Here is a 23,554-nt window from a genome sequence, read left to right as displayed (position 1 = left end):
TTCATTAGGAGTTTCAAGATGGAAATGCTGAAGTTTGGTAAGTTTGCTGCGCTGGCTCTGGCCATGGCTGTAGCTGTAGGTTGCTCCTCCAAGGGCGGCGACAACGCTGGTGAAGGCGCTGTTGATCCAAACGCTGGTTACGGCGCTAACACCGGTGCTGTTGACGGCTCCCTGAGCGAAGAAGCTGCTCTGCGCGCAATCACCACCTTCTACTTCGAATACGACAGCTCGGACCTGAAGCCAGAAGCCATGCGCGCTCTGGACGTTCACGCCAAAGACCTGAAAGGCAATGGCGCTCGCGTCGTCCTGGAAGGCAACACCGACGAGCGTGGTACTCGCGAATACAACATGGCACTGGGCGAGCGTCGTGCTAAAGCCGTTCAGCGCTACCTGGTACTGCAAGGCGTTTCCCCAGCCCAACTGGAACTGGTTTCCTACGGCGAAGAGCGTCCAGTTGCTACCGGTAACGACGAGCAGTCCTGGGCTCAAAACCGTCGCGTCGAACTGCGTAAGTAATTCGATATGCGAACGTGCCGCCGTGCTGTAACCGTCCTGGCTCTCGCCCTGCCACTCGTGGCCTGGGCCGAGGTTCCTGTTGTTGATGACAACGCTGGCAATAACGGCGCAAGCAGTTATCCGCCAGCGGGTTATGGTACGAGCGGCGCCTACGCCGGGGGAGGGGTTTCGGCCCCTGCCTCGGCGCAGGGTCAGCTGTTCATGCAATTGCAGCAGATGCAGGATCAGATTTCGCGCCAGCAAGGCGTGATCGAAGAACTGCAAAACGATGTAGCCCGCCTGAAACAGGAAGGCCTGGAGCGTTACCAGGACCTGGATCGGCGTATTGGAGCCGGCGGTACACCCGCTGCAACTCCCGAGAATTCTTCCGCCGGTGGTGATGTTGCCGCCGGTGCTGCTGCAGGTGCGGCCACCGCCCCTGCAGCCAGTAGCGAACCTGGCGATCCTGCGAAAGAAAAGCTCTACTACGATGCTGCTTTCGACCTGATCAAAGCCAAGGATTTCGACAGGGCCAGCCAGGCATTCAACGCCTTCCTGCGCAAGTACCCCAACAGCCAGTACGCCGGCAACGCCCAGTACTGGCTGGGTGAGGTCAACCTGGCCAAGGGCGACCTGCAGGGTGCAGGCCAGGCATTTGCCAAGGTCAGCCAGCTGTATCCCAAGCACAACAAAGTGCCGGACTCGCTGTACAAGCTGGCTGATGTAGAGCGCCGCCTGGGTCATACCGACCGGGTCAAGGGCATTCTGCAGCAAGTGGTCACCCAGTACCCGGGCACCTCCGCTGCCCAACTGGCACAGCGCGACCTGCAGAAGCTCTGATCAGTCCGCTTGGAAGAAACCCGCGCTTGTCGCGGGTTTTTTCGTTAGAATCGATGCCCTTTTATTTATTCACGCTGCTGCGAACTACGCGATGACGGGTTCGCTGTGGTGCCTGACGGAGGCGGACAGCCTGTTTAGCTGTTACGCCCGTGGCGACTATGCAAGACACATTACGCATTACCGAAGTTTTTTACTCATTGCAGGGTGAAACGCGTACCGCTGGGCTGCCCACGGTATTTGTGCGCCTCACCGGTTGCCCTCTGCGTTGCCAGTACTGCGACAGTGCCTATGCCTTCAGTGGCGGCACTGTGCGTAGCCTCGACTCGATCCTCGAGCAGGTCGCCGGCTTTCGTCCGCGTTACGTGTGCGTTACCGGTGGTGAGCCGTTGGCGCAACCCAACGCCATTCCCTTGCTCAAGCAGCTCTGCGATGCCGGTTACGAGGTGTCGCTCGAAACCAGCGGTGCGTTGGACATCTCCAGGGTCGACCTGCGCGTCAGTCGCGTTGTCGACCTGAAGACGCCGGGCTCCGAAGAGATGCACCGCAATCTCTACGAGAACATCGAACTGCTGACCCCGAACGACCAGGTCAAGTTCGTGATCTGTTCGCGTGAAGACTACGACTGGGCCGTGTCCAAGCTGATCCAGTACGGGCTTGAGAAGCGCGCGGGGGACGTGCTGTTTTCGCCCAGCCATCACCAGGTCAAGGCCAGTGACCTGGCCGACTGGATCGTGGCCGATAATTTGCCGGTTCGTTTTCAGCTTCAGTTGCACAAGCAGCTGTGGAACGACGAGCCGGGACGCTGATTGGGGAGTGATGCTATGACTGAGAAACGTGCGGTAATCCTGTTGTCCGGTGGTCTGGACTCGGCCACGGTGGTCGCCATGGCCAAGGCCGAAGGCTACAGCTGCTACACCATGAGCTTCGATTACGGCCAGCGCCACCGTGCAGAGCTGGATGCAGCGGCGCGTGTCGCCCGCGACCTGGGGGCGGTGGAGCACAAGGTGATCGGGCTGAGCCTGGACGGCATCGGTGGTTCGGCACTCACCGACAGCAGCATCGATGTACCCGAGGCCCCCACCGAGGGCATTCCGGTGACCTACGTGCCGGCGCGCAACACCGTGTTCCTGTCGCTGGCGCTGGGCTGGGCCGAAGTGTTGCAGGCGCGTGACATCTTTATCGGCGTGAACGCAGTGGATTACTCTGGCTACCCGGATTGCCGCCCTGAGTTCGTCGAAGCTTTCGAGCGCATGGCCAACCTGGCGACCAAGGCCGGTGTGGAGGGGGAGGGTTTCCGTATTCAGGCGCCGCTGCAGAACCTGAGCAAGGCGCAGATCGTGCAGGCCGGCATGGCGCGTGGCGTCGATTACAGCCTGACGGTGTCGTGCTACCAGGCAGATGCTCAAGGGCGTGCGTGTGGCAAGTGCGACAGCTGCCGGCTGCGTGCCGATGGCTTCAAGGCTGCCGGTGTGCCGGACCCAACCCGATATTTTTGATTTTTTTTGCTGGGGGGTGTTGATTTCCTCAAGGAAATCAGTATTATACGCCCCACGCAACGGGTCGTTAGCTCAGTTGGTAGAGCAGTTGGCTTTTAACCAATTGGTCGTAGGTTCGAATCCCACACGACCCACCATACGTTGTAAGGCAAAGCCCGCTTCCGAAAGGAAGCGGGCTTTGTCGTTTCTGTCGTTCTGAAAAGCACGGCTACTGTCAGAAGCGCCCTCGGTGACAAGGGCGTTCCATCAGGTGATGGCCAGCAACTCAGATCTTGCCGGCACCTGCCTTGGCTTTCACATCAGCCGCCACCTTGTCGGCGCTCAGTGGTTTGTCGCCGTAAGGCGGGGTCCAGCCAATGTTGGCGTCCCACTGGCAGGTAAAGGTCTTGCCATTGAGCAGCGAGCCCTGGTCGCGGTAGACCTTGCCGCCGTAGTTGGCCGCGATCTTGTCGCAGCTGCTCACGCCGGTGATATCGAACACGTTGTTCTGCGAGAAGATCTTCGAATCCTTGCCCACACCGTGTGCATGGGAGAACGGGTAGACCTTATCGCTGACATTGCCGGTGTGGTAGTTGTTGTACAGGTGCACCTGGCCGAAGCGTACGCGCGGTGCACGTGCCGAGATGTTCTCGAACAGGGTGTTGTGGATGGTGACCTTGAGGTTGCCGCTATCGGTGGTCTTGCTGTCGCTGGAGCCGATCAGGTTGTTCTTCTCGTGCGACTTGAACACCGAATACGAGATGGTCACGAAGCTGGCGCTGTTCTTCACGTCCAGGGCGCCGTCGTGGTGCTGTTTCGGGCGGCCATTGGCGGTGCCGTTCTGGTCATCGGTGCGGCGGCCATCGGTGAAGGTGACATGGTCGACCCACACGTTCTTGGCGCCCTCGATGGTCAGGCCGTCGTATTCGGAGTTCCAGTTGCCGGCGCTGCCGTCATTGGCATCCCAGACCGGCTCCGGGTCCCACGGGTTCTCGATGGTGATGTTGCGGATGATGACGTCGTTTTCCTTGGCGTACAGATACCCCTCGCGGATTTCAGCGTTCTTGCTGATGCCGACGAGGGTGGTCTTGCCGGGGATGTCCAGGCGCGCGCGGGTCTTCATGTCGGCAGTCTTGGTATAAGCCTTGCCTTCACTGACATCGATGACGCCGTTGATCTTGATGATGCGGCCATTGCTGCCTGCTTTTGCCTTGAGTGCGGCCTTGAGCTGAGCGGCGTTGGTGACGGTGTAGATATCGGCCGAGGCAGCCTTGGAGCCGCCCTTGGTGCCGCCGTTCTGGGTAGCCCAGCCGGTGGTGGCAATATCGGTGCTGATATCGGCGTGTGCCGACAGGGTGGTGAGCAGGAGTGTACCGAGGAGGCCGCCAGCCAGAGTGCGCGCGGCAGAGGGTGAACGCTTCGCCATAAAATCTGATCCTTAGATTAAATTGAGCTGTCTCGCGCAGTCACACAGTGTGTCTCTGTATCGGTGAGTCCTTTCGCCGGTTGCTGCGAAATGAAACTCCGCTGCAGTTGCGAGACATGCGCATTATTAGTCCAAGTTCACGGGGAAAAGAACCCTTTCAGCAAAAAAATGTATGATGTCCTACAACGCTGTAAGAGGTAGGGGTTTGCCTTAGGGAAACCCACGCGTGTTTCCCGTGCTGGTTCGGGTCTTCTGTGCAGACAGGCGGTTGTTCGCGGAGTAGGGCAAGGTACTGCTCGAGCCACGGCTGGCAGGCGATTGACAGGTGCAAGCGTAGGGGGTTATTTGCGCACGTTCTCATCGACAGGTGCAATGTATCGCCGATCATCACCATTTTCGTTTTCTGTTCGCTTATTTTTGTTTCGGTTCGGGTGTAGCGACTGTCGGAATGTAAGGCAGGAATGGTATGTTCTCCCCCAGAATGAAGATGAAGAAACTGGAATGATCATGCCTAGAGCCTCCCACCAAGATTTGCGCCGTGCCTTTCGTAAACTCCTTGCCTCCCCGGTCTGTTATCACACGGCTTCCGTGTTCGACCCGATGTCTGCGCGTATTGCCGCCGACCTTGGGTTCGAAGTCGGTATCCTGGGTGGTTCGGTGGCGTCATTACAGGTGCTGGCGGCTCCGGACTTTGCCCTGATCACCTTGAGTGAATTTGCCGAGCAGGCCACCCGTATCGGTCGTGTGGCGCAATTGCCGGTGATCGCCGACGCCGACCATGGCTACGGCAATGCGCTGAACGTGATGCGCACTGTCACCGAACTCGAGCGCGCCGGTGTGGCCGCCCTGACCATCGAAGATACCCTGCTGCCCGCACAGTTCGGGCGTAAGTCCACCGACCTGATCAGCATCGCCGAAGGCGTTGGCAAGATCCGCGCGGCCCTGGAGGCCCGTGTCGATCAGGAACTGTCGATCATTGCGCGGACCAATGCGGCGCTGATTCCGGTCGAAGAGGTGATCGCGCGCGTGGTGGCCTACCAGCAGGCGGGCGCCGACGGCGTGTGCATGGTCGGTATACGCGACTTCGATCACCTCGAGCAGATTGCACGGCATGTCAGCGTGCCGCTGATGCTGGTGACCTATGGCAACCCGCAACTGCATGACGACGCGCGCCTGGCCGAATTGGGCGTACGTATTGCAGTTGACGGCCATGGAGCGTATTTTGCCGCGATCAAGGCCACCTACGACTGCCTGCGTGAGCAGCGACGCATCACCAGTAGCGCGTCGGATCTGAGTGCCACCGAACTCACCCACACCTACACGGTACCCGGCGACTATATCGTCTGGGCGCGCGAGTTCATGGACGTCAACGAGTAACATCGCTTCACCTCAATATGGATAGCAAACGGATCAATTCATGAAGAAGAAACTGGGAGTGGTGTGCGGGCTTGCCGTCGCCGTGGCGGCCGTGTGCACGGCCGGAGCATGGTATACGGGCAAGCAGTTGCCTGGCGTGCTGGAGCAAGGCGTCGCACAATCCAACCTGCAAATGGAGAAGTCGCTCAAGAGTACGGGCGCCGCTGGGCGTCTTGAGCTGGTGTCGCTGGAGCAGCACCTGTTCAGCAGCGTTGCGCGCTACAAGTTCACGGTCAATGCGTCTTCGCTCGGCAGCGACGCGGGCGGCATCAATGTGACCCTGGTCGATCATATCGAGCATGGGCCGTTTCCGTGGTCGCGCGTCAAGGCATTCAAGCTGATGCCGGTCATGGCGGCGTCGAACACCACGATCGAGAAAGACGCGTCGACGGCTGCCTGGTTCGCACTCACCGGTGATGCCTCGCCGTTACAGGGCCAGTTCAGCATGGCCTACGATCAGTCGTATGCCGGTACGATCAAGGTCCTGCCAATCGAGGTGGCCGAGAGCAAGGGGTCGTTCAAGTTTGCCGGTTTCACCCTCGACATGAGTGGAGATTTCGAAGGCAAGCGGCTCAAGCTCGACGGCAAGATGGGCGACATCCTGGTCACCATGATCAAGCCCCAGGAGCCGCCGGTGAAGCTTGAGTTCAAGGGCGCGAACCTGTTGGCCGACCTCACCCTGACCCCGTATGACTTCTACGAGGGCCAGGCTGACGTGACGCTGGGTGCAATGGCGTTCACCTTCGGCCCCGCTCAGACGGCGCTGACGATCGATGGCATGGAGCAGCGCAACACCTACAAGCTGACCGGTGACAAGCTGGACGCCAAGTCGTCCTACAAAGTCGACCAGATTACCTACGACAACAAGGTCGTTGGCAGTGGACAGGTCGTTATGGCGTTCAACCGCCTGGACGTGCCCGCGCTGCAGGCACTCATGGCCGTCTACGAGAAGCACCTGCCTTCGCTGCAAATGGCGGCGATCATCGGAGAGACGCCTCAGGTCAAGGTGACTGAAGAGGAGGCGGTGCTGATCCGGGCCGAGGTGCTCAAGCTGCTGGCCGGCAAGCCGCAGGTGGCGCTGGAGGACTTGTCGCTCAAGACCGCCAATGGTGAGAGCCGTTTCAACCTGACGCTCGATCTGGCCAGCCCGTCCTCGACGGATCTGCCGCCTGATCAGATAGCGCGTGAGGTGGTTCAGAAACTGCAAAGCAGCCTGCTGTTGTCCAAGCCAATGATCGGTGACCTGGCAGCCCTGCAGGCCAGCGTTCAGGGTCAGGGCGAGGCCGAGGTCAAGCAGGCCGCCATGGCCGGCGAAATGGTCGGGCAGATGGCGTTGTACTCCAAGCTGGCGACGCTCAAGGGCAATGACATCATCGCCAACCTGCATTACGCCGATGGTCAGGTGGCTTTCAACGGGCAGAAAATGACCGTTGAAGAATTTGCCAGCCTGATCACTTCCCGTCTGGGTGGCCTGCAACAGGCCAGCAACTGACCATTGGGCTGGCAGGCCTGGCCTGCCAGCCCTCGATGGCAAAAAAACCTTTAGAATTCATTCGATTATCTGTAGCCTTCGGCAACCCATAAAAACCCGAAGCCGCAGAGGGTCTTTGGTTCTGCCGCACAGGCTGAACTGCTATCCGATTTGCCAGGGCTCGGTGATACACTCGACTTACGCGCACTAGCGCCTGCAGGTCTTGCGAACATGACGCAAATTTCCGAACGCCTTCTGGTCCAGGCCCACCTCGATGCCAAGCAGCCCAAGCCGCTGACACCCGAGCAAGAGGCCGACTACCGCGCCGCCATCGCTGCCGAGCTCAAGGCTCAGGACGCGGTACTGGTGGCCCACTTCTATTGCGATCCGGTGATCCAGGCCCTGGCCGAGGAGACGGGTGGCTGCGTGTCCGACTCGCTGGAAATGGCACGTTTCGGCAACCAGCACCCGGCCAGGACCGTGGTAGTGGCGGGCGTGCGTTTCATGGGCGAGACGGCGAAAATCCTCAACCCGGAAAAGCGCGTGCTGATGCCGACCCTCGAGGCGACCTGCTCGCTCGACCTGGGCTGTCCGGTTGAAGAGTTCTCGGCCTTCTGCGACAAGCACCCCGAGCGCACCGTGGTGGTGTATGCCAACACCTCGGCGGCGGTCAAGGCACGTGCCGACTGGGTGGTGACCTCCAGCTGTGCGCTGGAGATCGTCGAAAGCCTGATGGACAACGGTGAGACCATCATCTGGGGCCCCGACCAGCATCTGGGTCGCTACATCCAGAAGAACACGGGTGCCGACATGCTGTTGTGGGATGGCGCGTGCATCGTGCACGAGGAGTTCAAGTCGCGTCAGTTGCTGGACATGAAGGCGCTGTACCCGGACGCGGCGATTCTGGTGCACCCCGAGTCGCCGGAGGCGGTGATCGACCTGGCCGATGCCGTGGGTTCCACCAGCCAGCTGATTGCGGCGGCGCAGCGCATGCCGAACAAGACCTTCATCGTGGCCACCGATCGCGGCATCTTCTACAAGATGCAGCAGCTGTGCCCGGACAAGGTGTTCGTCGAGGCGCCTACTGCCGGTAACGGCGCGGCGTGCCGCAGTTGCGCGCATTGCCCGTGGATGGCCATGAACACCCTTGAGCGCACCTTGCAGTGCCTGCGCGAGGGCAGCAATGAGATCTTCGTCGAGCCGGCGCTGATCCCGCAGGCGCTCAAGCCGCTCAAGCGCATGCTGGACTTCACCCAGGCGGCGCGCCTCAAGCTTTCCGGCAACGCCTGACGGCCTTCCTCGCGGCTCAAGCCCGCTCCCGCAAGCGCTTCGGTGCACCCGGTGGGAGCGGGCTTGACCCGCGAAAAACTGCGCCAGCCACCTGCTGGCGTGCTAGCGCATCATCTCCTTGACCATCCGCTGCTGTTCCAGAATCTCGCGCTGACGTGCATCGATCTTCGACGCCAGCGGGAAGTTGGTCCCGGCACGGGTCTTGGCGAAATCAAGCTGCTGGATGGCCTGGTCGAAATCCCCCACCAGCGTGAAGTACTCCGCGCGTGCCTGGTGCAGCCCGATGGTGTTGCCCGCCAGGCCACGTGTCTCGGCCACCTCGTACCACACGTCCGGATCATCCGGGCGACTCTTGAGCAGCGTCTCAAGCGCCTTCTGCGCCTCGGCCGGGCGGTTCTGCTTGAGCAGCAGGTCGGCGCGCACCTGTTGCAGCGGATAGTTTCTGGGGTACAGCGCGCTCATCTTGTCGACCCGCTGCTGGGCATCGGCCAGGCGGTTGTTGGTGATGTCCAGGTCGATCTGCGCCAGGTTGTAGGTGATGTCGTTGGGCGCCTTGGCCAGCAACGGCTTGAGGCTTTCGCGAGCCTCGTTCAACTGGCCGCCCTTGATCTGCGCCAGGGTCAGGCCATAGCGCGCCGCATCGAGCTTGGGGTTGTCGTCGAGCAGGGCACGGAAGCGCTTGGCTGCAAGCCCAGGCGTGCCTTCGTAGATCAGTTGCAGGCGGGCGCGAATCAGCTGGTAGCGCAGGCTGTCCTCGACGCCGCCCTTGGGCGCCTGTTCGGCGCGGTTGCGGGTGTCGGCGACCCGCGACTCGGTAACCGGGTGGGTCAACAGGAATTCCGGCGGCTTGGCGCTGTACTGGTACTGGCGCATCAGTCGTTCGAACATGGTCGGCATGGTGCGCGGATCGTAGCCCGCCTTTTCCAGGTTGACGATACCGATACGGTCCGCTTCCTGTTCGTTCTGGCGCGAAAAGCGCCGCTGCTCCTGGATGGCCGCCGCCTGGGTGCCGGCGATCGCGGCGATGCCGGCATCGCCAGCGCCTGCAGCGGCGGCAATGATGCCCACCAGCAACGCGCCCATCATCGGCAACTGCATGCGTTGCTGGGCCTCGACGCCACGGGCAAAGTGGCGTTGCGACAAGTGCGCCAGTTCGTGGGCCAGTACCGAGGCGTACTCGCCTTCGGTCTGGGCATTGAGGAACAGGCCGCCGTTGACCCCGACGATACCGCCGGGGGCGGCAAAGGCGTTGAGTTCCTTGCTGTCGATCAGGATGAATTCCAGGCGCCGGTCCTGCAGCTGGCTGGTTTCGGCAAGACGGTAGACGCTGGTTTCGACATAGTCCTTGAGCTGGGGGTCGGACAACTGGCTGACATTGCCGCGCAGCAGGCTCAACCAGGCGCGGCCAAGTTGGTGCTCCTGCTGCGGTGACACAATGGCAGAGCTGGCGTCGCCAAGTGACGGCAGGTCGTCGGCATGGCTCGGTAGAGCCAGCAGGCAGGCCAGCGTCAGCAGGGTAGGGCGCAGAAAATTCATGCACGAAGCTCTGGTCGACAAAGAACCTTACTGTAGCTGGCTCGCACGTTGACGACCAGTGGCGGTATTCTACGAAGCCTGTGCGCGCCACTACCTGCCGTGGGCGCGTGCCTGCCTGGAGAAACCCGATGTCCCATGCTCTACCCTGCGATGCCGAACTGGATGCCAGTGGCCTGAACTGCCCGCTGCCGCTGCTCAAGGCCAAGCTCGAACTCAACCGCCTGGCCAGTGGCGCGGTGCTCAAGGTGGTTGCCACCGATGCTGGCTCGCAGCGCGATTTTCGCACTTTTGCCCGCTTGGCCGGTCATACGCTGCTGCAAGAACAGGCCGAAGCCGGGGTCTACACCTATTGGCTGAAGAAAGCCTGAGCCCTCTTTCCTAAGGATCACCGATGTTCAAAGTGCTTCGTGGCTGGCTGCACCGCTACTTCTCTGACGAGGAAGCGGTGGTGCTGGCGGTGCTGCTGTTCCTGGGCTTCACCGCCATACTGACCCTGGGCGGGATGCTGGCGCCGGTGCTGGCGGGCATGGTCCTGGCGTTTTTGATGCAGGGCCTGGTCAATGCACTGGAGCGCCTGGGGGTGCCCAGCAAGGCAGCAGTGGCGCTGGTGTTCACACTGTTCCTGGGGGCGCTGGCGGTCTTTCTGCTGGTGCTGGTGCCGTTGCTCTGGCACCAGCTGATCACCCTGTTCAACGAGCTGCCGGGCATGCTGGGCAAATGGCAGTCACTGCTGTTGCTGCTGCCGGAGCGTTACCCGCACCTGGTCTCGGATGAGCAGGTGCTGCAGGCCATCGAAGCGATGCGCGGCGAGATCGGCAAGTTCGGCCAGTGGGCGTTGACCTTCTCGCTCTCGAGCCTGCCGCTGCTGGCCAACATCATGATCTATCTGGTGCTGGTGCCGATCCTGGTGTTCTTCTTCCTCAAGGATCGCGAGCAGATCGCGCGCTGGGTCAGTGGCTACCTGCCACGTGAGCGTGCGTTGATGACCCGCGTGGCGGAAGAGATGAACCGCCAGATCGCCAACTACATTCGCGGCAAGGGCATCGAGATCCTGATCTGCGGGGTCGCCACCTACATCGCCTTCATCGCGCTGGGCCTGAATTATGCGGCGTTGCTCGCCTTGCTGGTGGGCTTGTCGGTGGTGGCACCGTACGTAGGGGCGGTGGTGGTGACGGTGCCGGTGACCTTGATCGCGCTGTTCCAGTGGGGCTGGGGCGACCAGTTCATCTACCTGATGGCGGTGTACGCGATCATCCAGGCGCTGGATGGCAACGTGCTGGTACCGCTGCTGTTTTCCGAGGCGGTGAGCCTGCACCCGGTGGCGATCATCTGCGCGGTGCTGCTGTTTGGCGGGTTGTGGGGCTTCTGGGGGATCTTCTTCGCGATCCCGCTGGCGACGCTGTTCAAGGCCGTGCTGGACGCCTGGCCACGGCGCGAACCGGTGGTTGCACCACTGCTCTGAGTGCCCCTTCGCCGGCAAGCCAGCTCCCACAGGTACACCGCTGTTCTCATGGGCAGCGGTGTACCTGTGGGAGCTGGCTTGCCAGCGAAGCTTTTTCAGGCGTTGTGCAATGCCTGCGCTTCAGCCAGTACGGCATCCACATGCCCTGGCACCTTCACGCCGCGCCATGCCTTGCGCAGCACACCTTCGCTGTCGATCAGGAAGGTGCTGCGGTCCACGCCCAGGTATTCCTTGCCGTACAGCTTCTTGAGCTTGATCACGTCGAACAGCTGGCACAGCGCCTCGTCCTTGTCGCTGATCAGCTCGAAGGGGAAGGCCTGCTTGGCCTTGAAGTTCTCATGGGACTTGAGGCCGTCACGCGACACCCCGAATACCTCGGTATTGGCTGCCTGGAACGCCGCGTACTGGTCGCGGAACCCCTGACCCTCGGTGGTGCAGCCGGGCGTGCTGTCCTTGGGGTAGAAGTAGATCACCAGCTGGCGACCCTTCATGGCGCTCAGGCTGACAGCCTTGCCGCTGGTGGCTTGGGCGTCGAAGTCGGCGACCGGTTGGTCGAGTGCTACGGCCATTGCGGGTTTCCTTACATGGGGTTCTGTGGGCGCCACGGTTCGATCAGCGCATCCAGGTTCAGGGCGTCGGAGAAGTCCAGGAACTGGTCACGCAGCCAGCTGATCTGGGTGCCGGCCGGCAGGGTCACGGTGAAGGTGGCGTTGAGCATGGTGCCGCCGGTCTGTGGCGCCTGGTAGGTGTCGCAGGTCAGGTTCTCCAGCTCCACGTTGTGGTCGATGAAGAACTGGCACAGCTCGTTGATGATGTCCGGGCGGTAGGCCGCGCTCACATAGGCGACGTACGGCAGCGACAGCGGGCGTACCTCGAGCTCGGCGCTGCGCACCACGTTGACGGTGAAGGTGTGCTTCTTGGCCAGGCTTGGCAGGGCGGCCTCGAAACGCGCCAGCGCGTCCCAGCTGCCCGTCACCTGCAGCACCAGTGCGCTGCACTCGCCATGGCGGGTCAGGCGCGAGGTGACGACCGAGCAGCGATTGTCGTTGCTGGCCCGGCACAGAATGTTGGTCAGTTCCATCGGGTTGGCACCCAGGGCACTGATGACAAGGAATTGTTCGCGTACGGTGGGGGTGGACATGCAGCATTCCTAAAGCGATGAGCGGTCGGTACGTTACGCGGCAAATAGGCTGGTCGGCGTGGTTCCGTGGCTCAGTATCGAGGGTTCGGGCACTGTCGGGGCGCGTTGTCGGCAGCCCGGCGGGCCGCTGTGTACCGATCAAAGAGAGAAGGGTAGCGAAAATGGCCGCCGAGGGGAATGCTCCTGCCGCCTGCTTCGCTTGTGCAAGCCCGGTGGCGCCAGTACCATTACCGCTCTCTTTTTCCGGCAGGAGCAGTTTCATGATTGCGGGCAGTATGGTGGCATTGGTCACACCCATGGATGCACAAGGGCGTCTTGACTGGGACAGCCTCAGCAAACTCGTGGACTTCCACCTGGAAAACGGCACCCACGCCATCGTCGCGGTCGGTACCACCGGCGAGTCGGCGACCCTGGATGTCGAAGAGCACATCAAGGTCATCGAGTTCGTGGTCAAGCAGGTCAATGGCCGCATTCCGGTGATCGCCGGTACCGGTGCCAACTCGACCCGCGAAGCCGTCGAGCTGACCCGCAACGCCAAGAACGCCGGCGCCGATGCCTGCCTGCTGGTGGTGCCGTACTACAACAAGCCGACCCAGGAAGGCCTGTACCAGCATTTCAAGCACATTGCCGAAGCCGTCGACATCCCGCAGATCCTCTACAACGTTCCTGGGCGCACCTCCTGCGACATGCAGGCCGAGACCGTGATCCGCCTGTCCAGCGTGCCGAACATCATCGGCATCAAGGAAGCCACCGGCGACCTGGCCCGTGCCAAGGCGATCCTGGACGGCGTGAGCAAGGACTTCATCGTGCTGTCGGGCGATGATCCGACCGCCGTCGAACTGATCCTGCTGGGCGGCAAGGGCAACATCTCGGTGACCGCCAATGTCGCCCCGCGCGAAATGGCCGACCTGTGCAATGCCGCCCTTGAAGGCAAGGCCGACGAGGCCCGCGCCATCAACGAACAACTGATGCCGCTGCACAAGCACCTGTTCATCGAAGCCAACCCGATTCCGGTGAAGTGGGCTTTGGTCGAAATGGGCCTGATGCACCAAGGCATCCGCCTGCCCCTGACCTGGCTGAGCGACTCCTGTCACGATACGGTACGCCAGGCGATGCGCCAGTGCGGCCTGAAGTTTTAATTGAGGACGTACACCGCATGAAGCGATTGGCTGGTCTTTCCGCCCTTGCCTTGATCATCTCCAGTACCAGCGGTTGTGGCTGGCTGTGGGGTGAAGAGGGTTACTTCCGTGACCGCGGCAGCGATTATCTGGAGGCCACTCAGAAGCCGCCGATGCAGCTGCCACCGGACGTCAGCAACGTGAAGCGTCTCGACCCGCTGTTGCCGATCCCGCGCAATGTCGCCGACGACAACGTCAAGGGCGAGTTCGAAGTGCCGCGTCCGCAGCCGCTGTCGGCCGGTGCCGATATCAGCGATTTCAGCCTGCAGAAGAGTGGCGCCTCGCGTTGGGTCCTGGCCCAGCGTGCCCCGGCCGAAGTGTGGCCGGTGGCGCGTCAGTTCTTCGAGGACAACGGTTTCCGTATCGCTGAAGAGCGTCCGCAAACCGGTGAATTCAATACCACCTGGCAGCGTTTCGACGAACTGTCTGCGTCCATGGCCCAGCGCCTGGGCGGCGTGGCGGGCAGCAGCGACAGCGAAGTGCGCGCACGTGTGCGCATCGAGCCGGGCGTACAGCGCAACACCAGTGAAGTCTACGTGGTGACCGTGGAACGCGCTGCCGGCAGCACGGCCGACACCGCCTTCCCGGCGCGTGGCGACACCGGTGTTGACGCCGCGCTGGTCGACGAAATGCTCGCCAGCATGACCCGCAGCGCCGAGAAGGGCGGTTCGGTGTCGTTGCTGGCCGCGCGTGATTTCGACGCCCCGAGCCGTGTCAGCCTGAGCGAAGACGGCAGCGGCAACCCGGTGCTGAACCTGGGTGCGGACCTGGATCGCGCCTGGTCCAGCGTTGGCCGTGCGCTCGAACAGGGCGAATGGCGTGTCGAAGACATCAACCGCAGCCTGGGTCTGTACTACATCAACCTGGCCGAAAAAGCCGATGCCAAGGACCAGGAGCCTGGTTTCTTCAGCCGCCTGTTCGGCAGCGCGCCGAGCAAGGAAGAGCGTGAAGCCCGTGCCGAGCGTTATCAGGTTCGCCTGAGCAAGGTCGGTGACAGCGTGCAGGTGACGGTCGAGAAGAACATCAACACCGTGGCCCCGGCCGATGTGGCCCGCCGCGTGTTGAGTGTCATCCAGGACAACCTGGGTTAAGTGCGCTTCGCCGTACTCGGAAGTGGCAGCCAGGGAAATGGCACGCTGATCGCCAGTGGCAACACCTGCGTACTGGTCGATTGCGGTTTTTCCCTGCGCGAGACCGAGCGGCGTCTGGCGTTGCTCGGTGTATCGGCAGCGCAGTTGAGCGCGGTACTGGTGACCCACGAACATGCCGACCACGTGCATGGGGTGGGGTTGCTGGCGCGGCGCTACAATGTGCCGGTGTACCTCAGCCGCGGTACCTTGCGCGGGATGCGCAAACCGGTCGAGGCCGCAGGCTTTCTGACGGCAGGCGACACCGTGCAGCTGGGTGAGCTGAGCATTACTGCGGTGGGTGTCACCCATGACGCGCTGGAGCCGTTGCAGTATGTGTTCAGCGATGGTCGGCGGCGCTTTGGCGTGCTGACCGACCTGGGCTCGTACGACGCGGCCCTGCTCGACAGCTACCAGGACCTGGATGCCTTGCTGATCGAAGCCAACCATTGTCGCGACATGCTGGGGCGCGGGCATTACCCGATGTTCCTCAAGCAGCGCGTGGGGGGCGACTACGGACATTTGAACAACCACCAGGCTGCGCGCCTGGTGTCGGAGTTGGGTTGGCAGAACCTGCAGCACCTGGTGCTGGCCCACCTCAGCAGCAAGAACAACCTGCCACAGCTGGCCCGGCAATGTTTTGTCGATGCCCTCGGGTGTGACCCGGACTGGCTGCAAGTGGCGAATCAGGATTACGGGCTCGACTGGCGTGAAATCGCCTAGCCCATCTCAATTAGCAAGCGGAGCCCATCATGGAAAAACGTGAAGAACTCTACCGCGGCAAAGCCAAATCGGTGTACAAGACCGACGACGCTGACCGCTTGATCCTGCTGTTTCGCAACGACACCTCGGCGTTCGACGGCAAGCGTATCGAACAGCTCGACCGCAAGGGCACGGTGAACAACAAGTTCAACGCCTTCATCATGCAGAAGCTTGAACAAGCCGGTATTCCGACCCAGTTCGACAAGCTGCTGGGTGACAACGAGTGCCTGGTCAAGAAGCTCGACATGATCCCGGTCGAGTGCGTGGTGCGCAACTACGCCGCCGGCAGCCTGGTCAAGCGCCTGGGCGTGGAGGAGGGCATCAAGCTGGAGCCTTCGACGTTCGAGTTGTTCCTCAAGAACGACGAGAAGGGTGACCCGTTCATCAACGAATCCCACGTCGTGGCTTTCGGTTGGGGCACCGCCGAGCAGTTGGTGAAAATGAAGGCGCTGTCGTTGAAGGTCAACGAAGTGCTGACCAAGCTGTTCGACGACGCTGGCCTGCTGCTGGTCGACTTCAAGCTTGAGTTCGGTGTGTTTCATGGCGAGATCGTGCTGGGTGACGAGTTCAGCCCGGATGGTTGCCGCCTGTGGGACAAGGAAACCCGCAAGAAGATGGACAAGGACCGCTTCCGCCAGGGTCTGGGCGACGTGATCGAAGCCTACGAAGAAGTTGCCACGCGTCTTGGCGTGCCGCTGTAACATGGCGCGCTGACGCAAGCGCCTGATACCACGCGAATTTTTTTCGCAAGAAGCTTTGCGTTTCGTAAAAGTGCTGGTATCATGCGCGCCACTGGAGAGATGCCGGAGTGGCCGAACGGGACGGATTCGAAATCCGTTGTACTGGCGACAGTACCTAGGGTTCAAATCCCTATCTCTCCGCCATACAAATGAAAGCCCCTGAAATCATCGATTCCAGGGGCTTTTTGTTTTTCGATCATACGCATCCTTTGTACGTGTAAGTCAGCTTTACCCCCCCCTCCCTGTTTACCCAATCACGTTGCCAGCCGCATGCCCACCCCGACGGGTGGATCTTTCAGGCATGCGCGTAATAAATAGCACCCTCTAAAAACTGAAGTCATTCATGGGAACGAGATTTTTCCTATGTGCAGTCAATGCCGCACACACTAATCTCTCGTTGCACCTGTTAAACAAGTGCACACTTAAATCCAATGTGAAGAAGGATATTTTCATGGGTAAGTACTGCTGCATGTATATCAACGAGTTCAATGTTGACCAACCCGCTGACGACGAACAGGAAAGCGTCAAGCCAGAGGAAGACTTCACCCCAGAAGAAGCGTCTGTACTGGCTGAGTGATGAAAATAAAATGAGGCGGGTGGTTCGCCTCATTTTTTGGTTGATATGGGGATTCCTGTCTATGAGCATAATTGCTCCAGAACGTACGTTGTCATTGCATGATGCAGAACGTGCAATTGATCAGCATTTTTCGAGCGAGGGCATACAGGTCACCCTGGACCGTTACGGTAGCCCGCTGTCCAGTACGGTTGCCACACTTCACTTTCCCTATGACAGCAATGGCATGGAAAATGTCGGTTGCGGCAAAGGGTATGAAGCAGAGGCGCGTGTCGGCGCGAAGTATGAGGCTTATGAACACGCCATGGGGCCGCTTCGGCTACGCAGCTATAGCGCGCTGCGTTGTTTTGATTCGGTTGTCGCTCAACCGGCGTTGCAGCAAGTACTTCCGATACAGATGCTGCGCCACTCAGGCGCCTCACAGATAGCGGTATTGACCTTTGAGGCGCATGAAGCATCCGGCGGGGCTGAATTGCTCTATCCCTCCTTCCTGATCAATCATCGATATGCCAATGAATCCATTGCTGGCGATGATACTGACTACGGCGATGCGCGCCGGTATTCCTGTGGCACGGGTGTGGCAGCGGGTGTCGGATTTACGGAAGCGGCGATACATGCCGCCAGCGAGGTCATGGAGCGCCATGGCATTGGGCGCTTCATTGCACAACATTTCTTTTATGACGCGAAAGCCCCGATCAGGAAGATGATTCCCGAATCAATGCCAGCGCAACTCCTGCACACCTTGCGTGACGCAGAGATTGCCATCGGTGCCTCTATCGAGGTGTTCGATGCCACGAGCCAGATACCTTATCCAGTCTTCATTGCCTACTGCCCGGACAAGACCATCGCTGATGTCCATGTCATTGGCGGAGGCTGTTCACTGTATCCCAGTCATGCCGCCGCCCGTGCCATCAAGGAACTGGTGCAGCAATACAAAGTAGCCGAAGGCGTTGATGAGGTCACACAAGAATGGACAAAATCAAAGAATAACCTGGCGCGCCATCCACGGCTGCTGCGTTGTTTGCGCATGGCGTTGGACGCCCAGCAACGCGCCAAGGTAGTGCTTTGCCCGCTGCCTCATGACCCGGAAAAAATGCCACTGGATCAACACTTGTCACATTTGAAGAGCGCGTGTTTCAAGGCCGGCTATCCGCTGTGGGTAAAAGAGCTGCATTCCAGCGCCAGCCAGGTCAGTCTGGCCTGTGCGGTCATGCCAAAAATGGAAAGGTTCTCTATTGTCTCGCTCGGCGGGAAAGTAGTCCCTTGCTATAAGTACGAATAGAAAGCCGTCTCTTCAGGTCCGTCATGAGTTCAACAGAAAAAACAGACCCGTGTGAAGTTCAATGTCGTGCTGAGCTTCTTGCCTCTTCTTTAGGGCTGGCTACCCAGGCAATCCATTCAGGGCAACATGAGGTCGGGCTGGATCAATTTCCCGTTCCTGCACTCGTTTGCAATTCCGCGACACTCCTGAATTCGATTGAGGAAGGCAGGGAAATGCTGGGTAATCCAGACAGGGAGAATTTTGCATACCAACGCTATGCAAACCCTACTGTTTCAATTCTGGAAGCGAAATTCCGTGCCCTTGAAGGCTGCACCTACAGTCTGGCGGTCAATAGCGGAATGACAGCCTGCCTGCTTGTTTTTCGAGCGCTGTTGAACCCGGGCGATCATGTCATCGTGCCCCATAGCCTATTTTATGAAGTCATTGATCAGCTTGAGTATGAAACGCGCAATCGCGGTATGGAAATGTCGGTTATCGACGACTACGCGGTCGTGGCATTTGAGGCGGCCCTGCGACCAAACACGAAAATGATCTTTATCGAAGCCCCTACCAATCCGGCGTTTCTGGATATCAATATTCCTGATCTGGTACAGCTTTGCGTAAAGCACAGTATTTTGCTTGTTGTCGACAATACCTTCCTTACCCCGGCCTGCCAAAAACCGCTGTCCCTGGGGGCCGCAGTAACGTTGTACTCCATCACCAAGCACATCAATGGTCACGGCGATGTGATGGGCGGAATGGTCAGCACCAATGCCCCGGACCTGTTCAAGGCATTGAAGTATCACCGGGAAAGCGCAGGCCTGATATTGGATCCGTTCTCGGCATGGCTCACCCTGCGGGGATTGAGAACGCTCCCATTGAGATTGAAACAGCATGCGGACAATGCACAGGCTGTCATTGCGATGCTATGTGAGGAGTTTCCCCAATTGGAATGGCGCGCAGTGTGGTTGACTGAAAGTGCGCAGGCCAACGGTGTTCTTCCCTCATTGCATACAGGCCTTGTCGCCCTTGTTTTCCCTTCGCGCGAAGAGGGCGCAGCCTTTGTTCGTCATCTGCAACTGATACGCCTGGGTACAACCTTTGGCAATATCGAGTCGTTGTGCTACCACTACGGCAGTTTTGCCAAGGAAGGAAGTACCGATCTGGAGAAGATAGGCGTGCCGTACGGCCTGGTTCGAATATCCGTTGGCCTGGAAGACAGTGATGATATCAAGGCAGACATCCGGCGCGCATTGCGTCGTGCAGCGCTGAGCTAAAATCCCCAGGCTCGAATCGCTCGCGGGTCTCCATCCGAACACTTCGCAGGCTCGCTGTCTCCAGGTGCGACGGGTACAACGGCTCTGCACGGTAACTGATCAGCAGGGTGCGCCTTCGCCCGCCACTGATGTTCAGGCTGCCTGCGTGCACCAGGTCGGCGTCCAGCACCAGAATGTCGCCCGCAGTGCCTGAAAGTTGCACGGACCGGGATTCGTCATTGAAATCGAAGGCTGGCGCCTGCGGCCCAGGCCGGTGACTGGCGGGGACGACGCGCGTGGCGCCGTTGTCGGGGCCGTAGTCGTCCAGATACGCCAGCGCGATGATCGTGTCGCCGGGACGTTGGGCTGACAAGTCACGATGCAGCAACTGATGACCGCCACCGGCAAGGGGTTCGCGTCCCTCCACCTGGGCGAGGAAGAACCGTTCTGCTATCAACGCACTCACTGCCGTCAGTACCTGGGGCAGGCGGCACACCGCCTGAACCCTCGTATCACAGTCCAGCTGTGAATGCCGCCAGCCCGGCCCACGGGGCACAGGCCATTGTTCCGAGGGCTTCACCCCGGCGTCGAACGTACGCCCAAGTTCATCCAGCCACTGGGCGGGGATCGCTCGACGAAGCAGGGTGTAACCCTGTCGATGCAGTTGCTCGCGGTCAGTCATGATGTCTTCAAGTCCTTTGCTGCTCACGCGTCCTGCAGCACGCTTGGCGCCAGACTAGAACATCGGGCAGGCATCGGCCAAGGGGACGATATCAAAACACCACTAGTGCCCCGAATTGCCCCTCGGGTATGCTTTGTCCTACAAACGGACTTGTCCATAGGTGCGCGCTTGCCCAGCCTCTGTTCCGACGTATCCCCGACCTTGCCGCACACCCCGAATTCGGCTGTGATCAGCCGCCAGCAGCACGAAGCACGCAACGGTCACCGGGCGTTTGTCGTGCTGCTCACGGGCTTGCCCGCTTGCGGCAAGTCGAGCCTGGCCCAGGCGCTGCACGCGCAGTTGTTTGCTCGCGACGTGCACAGCCTGGTGCTTGACGGTGACGTGCTGCGCAACGGCTTGAGCCGCGACCTGGGCTTCAGCAACCGCGACCGCGAGGAGAACATCCGCCGCGCCGCGGAGCTTGCTGCCTTGCTGCTCGGCAATGGCCAGGTAGTGATCCTGGCGATGATCGCGCCGTTGGTCCGACAGCGTGCGCTGCTGGCCGACAGGCTGGGTGAGGACTTTATCGAAGTGTGGTGCAACGCGCCGCTGGCCGTGTGCGAACAGCGCGATCCCAAGGGGCATTACGCCCGCGCTCGCGCAGGCCGGCTGCCCGGGCTTACCGGAGTGTCGGCGCCCTATGAGGCGCCGCAGCACGCGGCCATGGTGATCGAGACCGGCGTGCAGCCGCTGGCGTTCTGCGTACAGCAGTTGCTCGGCTGGCTCCAGGCCCACGGCCGGATACCCGACGCATGAGCCGCCCCCTGTGTGCTCGACTCTCGGTGCAGGTCGACCTGCCCTTGCTGCTGGCCGCATTGGACGACATCGCCGACAGCGACTGGCAACCGCACTTCAATCAGCATTACTACGCGGGCGACTGGAGCGGCGTGCCGCTGATTGCAGCCATCGACGCGCCCATCCCCCTCGGGCATGGCGCCGCTGCTGCGAGGCCCACCGCCCCCTGGCTGCGCGACCTGCGCTGGCAGCAGGGGTTGCAGGCACTGGCGGTGGATATTCGCTCGGCGCGCCTGCTGCGCCTGGGCGCCGGCGCGCAGATTCACGAGCACCGCGACTACGACCTGGACGGCGAGGATGCCGACCTGCGCCTGCATGTACCGTTGCTGAGCCCGCCCCAGGTGGATTTCATGCTCGACGGCCAACGCATTCCCATGGCTGCCGGCGAATGCTGGTTCCTCGACCTGGCACGGCGCCACAGCGTGCACAACCGTGACAGCACGGCGCGTATCCACCTGGTGGTGGATTGCCGCCCTGGGCCGTGGATCTGTGGGCTGATCGAGAGGGGCCTGCCCCTCACACCGGCCCTGGGGTGCGGCCAGGCTGGCGAAGCCTTCGCGCAGTTTCAGCAATGGCTGTTGCATCAGCCTGAGGCCAGCGCCGAGTTGCAGGCGTTGCACGATGTCGAGGCGTTCATCCAGCGCACCCTGACGATGGCTGCCGCACAGGGCCTGGATTTTGACCGTGAACAGCTGCGTGCAGCGATGCGGGCGGGGCGCGCACGCTGGAGCGACCAATGGAGAGTGTGAGTTTCAAGGGTTGGCTGCCGATCCGTATCTGGCAGGCGCAGCAACAGTGGTGCGTGGACTGGTGCTGGTTTGGCGAGCAGCGCCTGCAACAGCCGTTCTTCCGGGATGATGTCGATGACGCCTTGCGCCTGCCGTTCAACCAGGTGCTGCGCCGTGTAACGCCATTGAGCGCGCTGAGCGACTGGCAACGCACAAGCCCCGGGCTTGCCCCCACGGCATTCATTCATCATGCCTCACGCTGTGGCTCAACGCTGATCGGCCAGATGCTGGCGCGCCTGGACACGCACATCGTGATTTGCGAGCCACCTGCGCTCGATACCCTGCTGCGCAGCACAATGCCTGCGCAGCAGCGTGCCGCGGCCATACAGGGGTTGTTGTCGGCCTACGGCCAGGTGCGCAGTGGGCGCGAGACCGCGCTGGTGATCAAGCTTGATGCCTGGAACATCGTGGAGTTTCCCCTGTTGCACGCGTGCTTCCCCCATGTCCCGTGGCTGTACCTGTACCGCGACCCGCTGGAGATCGCCGTGTCGCACCTGCGTCGGGCCGGGATGCACATGATTGCGGGCATGCTGGGGGCGGCTCACCTGGAAGGCACTGGGCCTTTCGTCAGTCGCGAGGATGACGTGGCGCGGCGTCTGGGGCTGCTGCTGGCGGCCGGGCTGCAGCATTGCACCGCGCAGGGCGGGTTGGTGGTCAACTACTGCGAATTGCCGCAGGCCATGGGTGGGCGGCTGGCCGGCGTGTTCAATCTCGAAGGTGCGGCGGTGGAGCAGGCATTCACGGCTGCCGGCCTGCATGCCAAGTCACCCTCGCAGGTATTCGTGGCAGATAGCCCGGCCAAGCAGCGCGAGGCCTCGCTCTTGTTACGCGAGCGTATCGAGCACTGGGCGGCGGCGGCCTATGCCGGGCTGGAAACATTGCGCCTGCAGCGGGATCAGTGAGCGGGCTGGAGGTGCTGGACGATCTTGTCCTTGATGCGTAGCCGCTCCTTGCGCAGGTGAGTGACCTGGTCGTCGCTGGCACCGCCTTTTTCTGCCTCGAGCACTCTGGCGTCGATCGCCTCGTATTCTTTATGCAGTTGACTCAGGCGAGAATCGCTTTTCTTTTTCGCCTCGAACGCCTCTTTGGTCAGATTCAGGTCCGCTAGCAAATCGTGCTTGACCGGCATTTCTTCACCTCTGCTGGGTTGGTGGGGGCATGATCCTTGAGGATAGACGCCTTTGCCGGCCTCGGCGGGTGGGGTAGTCTGTACGGCCTATGACCTGAACGGACGCCTGAGCAATGCCGCATCTGCACCTGGAGTACAGCGACAACCTGAAGCAACTGGATGTCGAGAAGACCCTGTTGCGTCTGAACCATGCCCTGGTGGGCAGCGGCCAATTCGCGCAGGAACTCGACATCAAGGCCCGTGCCCAGGCTTTTGCCGACTTTCGCGTCGGTGTGGCCCCTGTGGACCGGGCATTTGCCTGTGTCAGGCTGGCCTTGCTCAGTGGCCGCAGCGCTGAGGTCAAGCAGCAACTGTCGAGCAGCCTGCTCGAGGTACTGAAAGAGGCCGTGCAAGGTGCGTCGACGCTGGAAGTGCAACTGAGCGTTGAGGTCAGGGACATGGACCGTGACACCTACGTCAAGGTGCTGCTGCCGGCAGAAGCGTGATAAGCGGCTGAAGGGAACAGGGCACTTGTGTCCTGTTTCTGAATAAAAGCTGAACAAGAAGTATTCTGCTCGATGATAAGCACGCAACAATTATTTGTTGTCGCCTTTTTCACAAAAAATTGATGGCACGCTGCCTACAGTCCGCCCTGTTATTACTCGATGTTGCAACGACATCATGACGGACTC

At 60.8% G+C, this 23,554-nt stretch carries 25 protein-coding genes and 2 tRNA genes; 21 read left to right on the top strand and 6 right to left on the bottom strand.

Features of this window, described 5'->3' with window-relative positions; all coding sequences use genetic code 11:
• The first annotated feature begins 18 nt into the window (after nucleotides 1-18).
• From pal to KUO17_RS15750, 5 genes are all read left to right on the top strand, one after another.
• On the top strand, nucleotides 19-516 hold the full coding sequence (gene pal, locus KUO17_RS15770) for a peptidoglycan-associated lipoprotein Pal (protein WP_042121796.1): 498 nt from the start codon (nucleotides 19-21) through the stop codon (nucleotides 514-516).
• Nucleotides 517-522: 6 nt separating this feature from the next.
• Nucleotides 523-1,335 (top strand): tol-pal system protein YbgF, encoded by an 813-nt coding sequence (gene ybgF / locus KUO17_RS15765; protein WP_217976472.1) that lies wholly within the window; start codon nucleotides 523-525, stop codon nucleotides 1,333-1,335.
• A gap of 158 nt (nucleotides 1,336-1,493) precedes the next feature.
• On the top strand, nucleotides 1,494-2,141 hold the full coding sequence (gene queE / locus KUO17_RS15760) for a 7-carboxy-7-deazaguanine synthase QueE (protein WP_217976471.1): 648 nt from the start codon (nucleotides 1,494-1,496) through the stop codon (nucleotides 2,139-2,141).
• 15 nt (nucleotides 2,142-2,156) lie between these two features.
• Entirely contained in the window at nucleotides 2,157-2,831 is a 675-nt protein-coding gene (gene queC, locus KUO17_RS15755; RefSeq protein ID WP_217976470.1) for a 7-cyano-7-deazaguanine synthase QueC, read from the top strand.
• Between the two features lie 61 nt (nucleotides 2,832-2,892).
• Nucleotides 2,893-2,968 (top strand) — tRNA-Lys (locus tag KUO17_RS15750).
• A 128-nt stretch (nucleotides 2,969-3,096) separates the two neighbouring features.
• On the opposite strand, the gene KUO17_RS15745 is transcribed toward KUO17_RS15750, so the two are convergent.
• Nucleotides 3,097-4,236: a pectate lyase family protein gene (locus KUO17_RS15745; RefSeq protein ID WP_217976469.1), complete on the bottom strand. Its 1,140-nt coding sequence runs from the start codon at nucleotides 4,234-4,236 to the stop codon at nucleotides 3,097-3,099.
• A 507-nt stretch (nucleotides 4,237-4,743) separates the two neighbouring features.
• On the opposite strand from KUO17_RS15745, the gene KUO17_RS15740 reads away from it, so the two are divergent.
• The 3 genes from KUO17_RS15740 (at nucleotide 4,744) to nadA (ending at nucleotide 8,413) form a co-directional block, all read left to right on the top strand.
• Nucleotides 4,744-5,613, top strand: coding sequence for an isocitrate lyase/PEP mutase family protein (locus KUO17_RS15740; RefSeq protein WP_217976468.1), 870 nt, complete (start codon nucleotides 4,744-4,746; stop codon nucleotides 5,611-5,613).
• Between the two features lie 40 nt (nucleotides 5,614-5,653).
• The gene (locus KUO17_RS15735) at nucleotides 5,654-7,144 is read left to right on the top strand and encodes a YdgA family protein (RefSeq protein ID WP_217976467.1); all 1,491 of its coding nucleotides are present in this window, start codon (nucleotides 5,654-5,656) and stop codon (nucleotides 7,142-7,144) included.
• A gap of 210 nt (nucleotides 7,145-7,354) precedes the next feature.
• A complete protein-coding gene (gene nadA / locus KUO17_RS15730) occupies nucleotides 7,355-8,413 on the top strand; it encodes a quinolinate synthase NadA (RefSeq protein WP_217976466.1) in 1,059 nt (352 codons plus the stop codon).
• Nucleotides 8,414-8,515: 102 nt separating this feature from the next.
• On the opposite strand, the gene KUO17_RS15725 is transcribed toward nadA, so the two are convergent.
• Nucleotides 8,516-9,949, bottom strand: a complete 1,434-nt coding sequence (locus KUO17_RS15725; protein WP_217976465.1) for a M48 family metalloprotease — start codon at nucleotides 9,947-9,949, stop codon at nucleotides 8,516-8,518.
• 128 nt (nucleotides 9,950-10,077) lie between these two features.
• Between KUO17_RS15725 and KUO17_RS15720 the strand changes: the two genes are divergently transcribed.
• Both KUO17_RS15720 and KUO17_RS15715 read left to right on the top strand, forming a co-directional pair.
• The gene (locus KUO17_RS15720) at nucleotides 10,078-10,317 is read left to right on the top strand and encodes a sulfurtransferase TusA family protein (protein ID WP_217976464.1); all 240 of its coding nucleotides are present in this window, start codon (nucleotides 10,078-10,080) and stop codon (nucleotides 10,315-10,317) included.
• A 23-nt stretch (nucleotides 10,318-10,340) separates the two neighbouring features.
• Nucleotides 10,341-11,411: an AI-2E family transporter gene (locus KUO17_RS15715; RefSeq protein ID WP_217976463.1), complete on the top strand. Its 1,071-nt coding sequence runs from the start codon at nucleotides 10,341-10,343 to the stop codon at nucleotides 11,409-11,411.
• A gap of 95 nt (nucleotides 11,412-11,506) precedes the next feature.
• On the opposite strand, the gene KUO17_RS15710 is transcribed toward KUO17_RS15715, so the two are convergent.
• Nucleotides 11,507-11,980, bottom strand: coding sequence for a peroxiredoxin (locus tag KUO17_RS15710; RefSeq protein ID WP_217976462.1), 474 nt, complete (start codon nucleotides 11,978-11,980; stop codon nucleotides 11,507-11,509).
• 11 nt (nucleotides 11,981-11,991) lie between these two features.
• Nucleotides 11,992-12,552, bottom strand: a complete 561-nt coding sequence (locus tag KUO17_RS15705; protein WP_217976461.1) for a glycine cleavage system transcriptional repressor — start codon at nucleotides 12,550-12,552, stop codon at nucleotides 11,992-11,994.
• Nucleotides 12,553-12,812: 260 nt separating this feature from the next.
• Here KUO17_RS15705 and dapA point away from each other — a divergent pair, with 260 nt between their 5' ends.
• The 7 genes from dapA to KUO17_RS15670 all read left to right on the top strand — a co-directional run bounded on the left by dapA (nucleotide 12,813) and on the right by KUO17_RS15670 (nucleotide 19,471).
• Nucleotides 12,813-13,691, top strand: coding sequence for a 4-hydroxy-tetrahydrodipicolinate synthase (dapA, locus tag KUO17_RS15700; protein ID WP_217976460.1), 879 nt, complete (start codon nucleotides 12,813-12,815; stop codon nucleotides 13,689-13,691).
• 17 nt (nucleotides 13,692-13,708) lie between these two features.
• Nucleotides 13,709-14,821 carry an outer membrane protein assembly factor BamC gene (bamC, locus tag KUO17_RS15695; protein WP_217976459.1) on the top strand — a complete coding sequence of 371 codons (1,113 nt, stop codon included), beginning with the start codon at nucleotides 13,709-13,711 and terminating at the stop codon, nucleotides 14,819-14,821.
• Entirely contained in the window at nucleotides 14,822-15,580 is a 759-nt protein-coding gene (locus KUO17_RS15690) for an MBL fold metallo-hydrolase (RefSeq protein ID WP_217976458.1), read from the top strand. It begins immediately after the preceding gene.
• 29 nt (nucleotides 15,581-15,609) lie between these two features.
• Entirely contained in the window at nucleotides 15,610-16,320 is a 711-nt protein-coding gene (gene purC / locus KUO17_RS15685; protein WP_217976457.1) for a phosphoribosylaminoimidazolesuccinocarboxamide synthase, read from the top strand.
• Between the two features lie 93 nt (nucleotides 16,321-16,413).
• Nucleotides 16,414-16,503: transfer RNA gene (locus KUO17_RS15680), tRNA-Ser, on the top strand.
• A 347-nt stretch (nucleotides 16,504-16,850) separates the two neighbouring features.
• Nucleotides 16,851-18,215: a YcaO-like family protein gene (locus KUO17_RS15675; protein WP_217976456.1), complete on the top strand. Its 1,365-nt coding sequence runs from the start codon at nucleotides 16,851-16,853 to the stop codon at nucleotides 18,213-18,215.
• 23 nt (nucleotides 18,216-18,238) lie between these two features.
• Nucleotides 18,239-19,471, top strand: coding sequence for a trans-sulfuration enzyme family protein (locus KUO17_RS15670; RefSeq protein ID WP_217976455.1), 1,233 nt, complete (start codon nucleotides 18,239-18,241; stop codon nucleotides 19,469-19,471).
• Here the strand turns inward: KUO17_RS15670 and KUO17_RS15665 are convergent.
• Entirely contained in the window at nucleotides 19,425-20,132 is a 708-nt protein-coding gene (locus KUO17_RS15665; RefSeq protein WP_217976454.1) for a phytanoyl-CoA dioxygenase family protein, read from the bottom strand. The two genes, KUO17_RS15670 and KUO17_RS15665, sit on opposite strands and share 47 nt — an antisense overlap.
• 168 nt (nucleotides 20,133-20,300) lie before the next feature.
• On the opposite strand from KUO17_RS15665, the gene cysC reads away from it, so the two are divergent.
• Genes cysC through KUO17_RS15650 form a run of 3 tightly spaced genes read left to right on the top strand, consistent with a single transcriptional unit; the run spans nucleotide 20,301 to nucleotide 22,656 of the window.
• On the top strand, nucleotides 20,301-20,927 hold the full coding sequence (gene cysC, locus KUO17_RS15660; RefSeq protein ID WP_255263606.1) for an adenylyl-sulfate kinase: 627 nt from the start codon (nucleotides 20,301-20,303) through the stop codon (nucleotides 20,925-20,927).
• Nucleotides 20,924-21,715 carry an aspartyl/asparaginyl beta-hydroxylase domain-containing protein gene (locus KUO17_RS15655; protein ID WP_217976452.1) on the top strand — a complete coding sequence of 264 codons (792 nt, stop codon included), beginning with the start codon at nucleotides 20,924-20,926 and terminating at the stop codon, nucleotides 21,713-21,715. Before cysC ends, KUO17_RS15655 begins: the two co-directional genes overlap by 4 nt.
• Complete coding sequence (locus tag KUO17_RS15650) at nucleotides 21,703-22,656, top strand: sulfotransferase family protein (protein WP_217976451.1); 954 nt, start codon at nucleotides 21,703-21,705, stop codon at nucleotides 22,654-22,656. The genes KUO17_RS15655 and KUO17_RS15650 overlap by 13 nt, the downstream gene beginning before the upstream one ends.
• Here the strand turns inward: KUO17_RS15650 and KUO17_RS15645 are convergent.
• A complete protein-coding gene (locus KUO17_RS15645; protein WP_217976450.1) occupies nucleotides 22,650-22,883 on the bottom strand; it encodes an HP1242/YdcH family protein in 234 nt (77 codons plus the stop codon). The genes KUO17_RS15650 and KUO17_RS15645 overlap by 7 nt on opposite strands.
• Nucleotides 22,884-22,996: 113 nt before the next feature.
• Between KUO17_RS15645 and KUO17_RS15640 the strand changes: the two genes are divergently transcribed.
• On the top strand, nucleotides 22,997-23,368 hold the full coding sequence (locus KUO17_RS15640) for a 5-carboxymethyl-2-hydroxymuconate Delta-isomerase (RefSeq protein ID WP_217976449.1): 372 nt from the start codon (nucleotides 22,997-22,999) through the stop codon (nucleotides 23,366-23,368).
• Nucleotides 23,369-23,554 lie beyond the last annotated feature (186 nt).

The organism is Pseudomonas aegrilactucae (genome assembly GCF_019168305.1).
GTDB lineage: Bacteria > Pseudomonadota > Gammaproteobacteria > Pseudomonadales > Pseudomonadaceae > Aquipseudomonas > Aquipseudomonas aegrilactucae.
The sequence above is the reverse complement of the archived record's forward strand: the minus strand, read 5'-3'. Positions and strand labels throughout refer to the sequence as shown.